This is a genomic window from Flavobacterium sp., assembly GCF_035456225.1.
Taxonomy (GTDB): domain Bacteria; phylum Bacteroidota; class Bacteroidia; order Flavobacteriales; family Flavobacteriaceae; genus Flavobacterium.
In genome coordinates, this window is sequence record NZ_DATIDM010000179.1 from 1 (window position 1) to 5413 (window position 5413).

Annotated in this window: 3 protein-coding genes; all 3 read right to left on the reverse strand. The window is 35.3% G+C overall.

Features of this window, described 5'->3' with window-relative positions:
• The coding region (locus VLB74_RS10825) for a DUF3857 domain-containing protein (RefSeq protein ID WP_325203473.1) at positions 1-1923 on the reverse strand (1923 nt) is incomplete at its 3' end.
• The gene (locus tag VLB74_RS10830) at positions 1920-3851 is read right to left on the reverse strand and encodes a transglutaminase domain-containing protein (RefSeq protein WP_325203474.1); all 1932 of its coding nucleotides are present in this window, start codon (positions 3849-3851) and stop codon (positions 1920-1922) included. The genes VLB74_RS10830 and VLB74_RS10825, both read right to left, overlap by 4 nt.
• Positions 3826-5413 (reverse strand): toxin-antitoxin system YwqK family antitoxin (locus tag VLB74_RS10835; RefSeq protein ID WP_325203475.1); only part of this gene is annotated, 1588 nt, incomplete at its 5' end. The genes VLB74_RS10830 and VLB74_RS10835, both read right to left, overlap by 26 nt.

Genomic DNA, 5413 nt, shown 5'->3' on the forward strand with positions numbered 1-5413 from the left:
AATTACTGTTTTATATTCTTCAAATTTGTCTAAAGGATAGTTGACTATATTGTAAAATTCAATATTATCAATTATTACTTCGTTACCAGCTTTGTTGTATGTACTCTTAAACTGGGCTTCTGTTTTATTGTCTAGAACCAAAGTCTTGTTCATGTTTATTTTGTCCAGATTTTTTGTGTCTACGTTAGCCGGAAGTATAACTTTTATTTTTCTCGTATAAGCATGTGGATAATCGATCTCGACTGGCAATAACCTTTTGTTTTGCTGATAAAGTTCCATTTGTTTTCCGATAACCAAGCCTAATGATAACAGATAGTTGTTACCTGCTTTTTGCACTAATTCGTTACCTGAATAGTTGAACTCTAAAAGGAATGGGTTTTTGCCGACATTAGCCGTGCCTTCATTAGCGGTTTTGAAATTTCCATTTTCCTTTTTATTAGTGTAATTTTCGATTACCGAATTAAAAATGGTTTTGTAATCGTCATTTGAAACAAAGTCCTTTATCGGTTGGAAATTCATGGCAGAGTAGCCTCCATATGAGAATTTAGAACTTACCGTTGGGTTTTCTATATCTTTAGATAAGTCAATAGTGATTTCCATCGTATCTGTTGTCAATTCTGTTCCTGGTAGGGTAATGAATTTAATTTCGCTAACGGCCATCATTACACCGGCAAACTCTTTCGATTTGATGAATAAACCATTGTTGTTACCCAACTGTGCCGGGAATAATGGAATTCTGTATTCAATTTCCGTTGGCGTCATATATTTATCTATTGACGGGAAATAAAATAACAGTTCATCCAGATTCTCATAACTTTCGAATTCTTTGTCAAATGGAACAGAAGAACGCTCGGAAGTTAAAACGATATTGTTTTCGATTTTAAAATGATCAAAAATGGCAACATATAATCTTAAGATGTCAAATTGATTTGCCTGTTTGGTTTTGATAATTTCCCCGATAGCACTTTTGTTGTCAACATACTTATCATAAGCAACCGTCTTTTTAATCTTATCTTCAATATTCCAGATCAGTTCTTTTGTATCCTTGGAATTTGTGATTGTTTTACAAAAATCGGCCACTGCTTTAGTGTCTTTTTTCTCTAATGGCTGGTGCAATCTGTCGTAGATGTTCGATGCGAATGTTTTAAAATTGTACAGGTTTTTTGATCCGTTATAAAGATTTTCATCCAACTTGTAGCGGATAATTTTTAAAGCGGCATTCCTGTTTGCATACTCTTCGTTTTTTTCAAGAGCCGGAATATCGTTTTCTGTCAGCGTAACTACCTTTTTCGATTCGAATTTTTTTTCATCCACGGTAACTTCTTTCAGTCCGTTATAGGTTTTTGTCTTAAATATAAGATGTTCCGGATAGATCAATTCAAATGACATTTTACCAATAACATATTCGTCTTGGATTTTCACTGAATTCCCGTCCAAATCAGGATCTTCCTGTAAGATGAAGAATTTTTCGATAATGGCACCTTTTTCCAATCCTGTAATGGCAAAATAGCTGTACTTTATATTTCTTTCCTCATCGGTTTCTTCTTTGATATCAGCATTGTCAAACGTGATGACTTTACCGTTTTTTAAAAAAACACGCACTTTCTTAACCAAAAGGTTTTCACTGCTTGTGTGTGGGATATAAACTCTGTTGTTTCGTTCGATAGCGTCATCAGTGTTTACGGCTATTTTCTCGTGAAGAAGATAAAACTGTTTAGCCGCTCCCTTGTCATTTATCAATTCGATTTTAATATCGCGCTCAAGAACTACCTCATTTAGAGTTTTGTATTTCTCCGGAACTTCTATTGCAGTTAACTTTTCATCCCAATTATAGTTTTTAAAAGTGTATTCCTGGGCATTGCCGGAAAAGGCATAAAGGAAAAATGCAATGGAAAGCGTTTTTTTCAATAGGGATCTTCTCATTTTTTAATTTTAAGGATTATCGACTCGTTATAGGCTTTTTTAAGATTCTTAATGGACTGATTCCAAAGATCTTTTTCATTTTTTTCAAAAAGGATTTTTTTGATTTTGATTTTTGTGTTCAAAATGATTTTGTTCTCCTTTTGCTCATAAGTAATTTCCACATCCATCAAATCATTATTGAATGCTGTGTTTTTAGGAAGATAAGAGACAGTATAACCTTTTGGGATTTCCAATTCATAATTGGCATTGTTGTACGTTAAGAAATCCAGTTCGATTTTATATTTTCTGTCTTCTTCCAGAATAAGGCTTTCAAAAGCTTTGTCCAGATTTAAATTCACATAGATTTCATCATCCGCTTTAAGGACATAGTTTTCCAGTTCGAAATTATAATTAACTTCATACGGCTTGTCTTTGTCTGTGATGTTGGCTTCTGTATATTCTTTTAAATTGAACTTGTTATTCCCCTTAAGAACAAGGCTTTTAATCATCTCGAAACGTGTTTTTCCGGTAGCATCGCCAATCTGCATCAAATAATGCCCTTTGTTATAGCCATAGAAAGACAGGGTTCCGTTTCCTGAAAGAACATCGTTGTCGATTTTCAGCTTCAGCGTTTCCCTTACTTCGTTTTTGGCAGAAGCTACCACAGGGACATTGATAACTTTGAAAGTCCCGTTTTCATCTACCAATGCTTCCTTGCCTTGTATGAAAGAAGAAGGTGAACCGAATTCCGTCTCTTTGTCGGTTCCGTCCAGGAAAATGTATTCGTTTCCTCTTTTGTAAGTGGCTATCATGTGATCATCAACGGCAGGAGTAGCCAATTCAGAATACGAATAAGGAATTTCCCTTGTTCCGATCCAGGTAATGTAAACGTTATTGATGTTGGCCAGACGCGACATTGCTGTGATGATACTCGCCATGTCTTTACAATCCCCAAATTTTCGTTCGTAAACAAGTTTGGCTTCCCTTGGGATAAAACCTTCGTAGCCTTGTTCGAAAGCGACATATTTGATATTGTCTTTTACCCAGTAATAAATGCTTTTTACTTTTTCACTCTCGGTTGTTTTATCAGCTGTAATTTTTTCTACAAGAGCTTTTAGTGCAGGATCTTCAGTTTTGTTCAGGTTGCCCACAAAACCACGGTAATAGGCATACAATTTCGCCACATCATCCAAAACGTCTATTTTTTTTCCGTCAACGGTATAATCTTTAATGTATACGTCGATATGAGGAACGAAGTATAAGAAGCCTGGTGCAAACTCTTCCGATTTTAGAGGCTTTATGTCTTTAAGCGTCCATTTGTAATGGATTTTACCTTTTTTCTCGGTCTTGGTGAATTCTATTTTATTCTCCGGGTCGTTAAATATTTTGTAACCGATAGTGATATTTTTGTCGGTTGTAATTTCCAATGAAGAGTTCTCAATTGGTAAACCGCTGCCAAAAACAAATTTGTGTAATAAATGCGGATCGACAAATTCGGTCGTGTAATTAAGAACTTTTTTTGCTCCGGTTTCAAGATTAGGGAATATAACCTGTTTTTCCTTTATGGCGCTGTGGAATACACTGCCGTCATCATGGAATTTCTCATTGGTTTGGGTTACTTTGATTTTCTTTTCCTTCCCTTTGTCGTTAACAACCGAATAGGCTTCATAATCAACCAATTTAACAAGATCGGAATGCGTAAAAGATTCTTTGTTGTTGTGGATTCCGATATCGGATAAAATCATTGTTTCAGAAAGGTTGTCCTGAAAAATCTTTAATTTATCGTCCTCAATGGATATTTTATAGGACTGGATGTCATTTAAAATAAGCTCATTGTAATCCGGATACTTAACCTTGTATTCTTTTATCGTATTCTGGCTGTAGGCGTCGATACAACAAAGTACCGAGCCTACCATTACCAGATTATTTAATGATTTGGACCAATTCATTAGTATCGTATTTTTTTGTTACCACTGGTTTGTTGTCTTTATATATAATAACGTCACCGTGTAAATTATTGTTTTTGTAGTTGGCAGAAATTATTCTGTTGCCATTTTCAGCGAAGTACTCCTGTAATCCGTCAAAATCACCGGCTTTCAGTCTTTCCACTTTGTATACTTTTCCGTTAGGATAATATTCTAAACGCTCTCCTTCGGCAAAGTTTTTCTTGTAATCGGTTACAATTTCCGGTTTTCCTTCAACATTGTTAATGATGAATTTACCTTCCCAGTTTCCTTTGTCAAGAGTTAGTGTTGCTGCCAATTTTCCATTAGGATAAAAAGAGGAAATTTCACCTGTTTCGTTGATGATTTCAACTTTGTCGTTCAATTGTCCGTCTTTTCCTTTTCGGATGTAATATTTTGCAGCATTATTTTGATAACCCACAATTAAAAGAGCTTCTCCTTTTTGGTTGTAATACGTATAATCTCCCTCAAGAAGGTTATCCAGTTGTGTATACTCGTATACTTTTGCTTTATTGTGGAAGTATCGGGTTGTTTTTCCGTACTCATTACCAAAGATGTATTCATCTGCAATTCTTAAGTTTCCTGCAAGATCGTATTGTTTTTGCAGTCCGTGAAGTTTTCCGCAATACATAGGTCGCTCATGCGATAGTTTACCGGCCGGGCCATAGAAATTGATATAGTTGTTTCGCATTCCGTTTACAAACTCACCGTCTACAATAAGGCTGTTGTCTTTGTCTTTCTCGATGTACTTTCCGTTAAAGTATCCATTAACCATATCGTAATTTTCGATAACTGTACCATTGTATAGATTTATCGTAAAATTACCACTGCGGTTTTTATAGTCTACAGAAGAAACCGGCTCACCGTTTGTGTCAAATCTTTTGAAAGAAGTAACTTCATCCTCTACATAATCAGTTTTTGATTTCAGTTTACCGTTCATCCAGTATTCTATTTTCTCGCCGATTAACTCATCGTTGGTGTAAAAACCTTCGGATTCTGTTGATCCATCGGCAAAAAATGTTTTAAATGGTCCGTTTTTTTCTCCGTTATCAAAATACGTTGATTCATCCTGAACACCAAAATCAAAACCTTCATACAAACCGCTTATTTTATTGTTGGCATAATTGGTTATGGAATTTAAAGAACCGTCCCTGTTGTAGTTATGCGCTAATCCTTCCTGAACGCCTTTTTTGTAAGTCTCTTTGAATTTAACTATACCATTGGAATATCGCTGCTCCCAGACATTGTTTTTCTGTCCTTTTTCAAATTCACCGCTAATAATGACATCGCCGTTGAAGTTTTTAAACTGCACCGGTTTTTTGTTGATGTTTATTGGTGTTGGTTTAGGGGGGTTTTTAGTAATTTGAATCGCACTTTTCAGCTCATTCTTTTTGTATTTTCCTTCGAAATATTTGTTTTCATTTTCGTCGTAAAGCGAATACATTTCCGATTCTCCTTTATCGCTGTATGTAGCTTCTTTGGATTTTTTTCCTGTCGGATAGTATTCGATCTTTTTTACAAGCTCCCCATTTTGATAGGTGTTTTCT

Excerpts from the sequence above, each read along its gene's own strand:
- VLB74_RS10830 (WP_325203474.1), bottom strand. The coding sequence starts at position 3,851 with ATGAATTGGTCCAAATCATTAAATAATCTGGTAATGGTAGGCTCGGTA.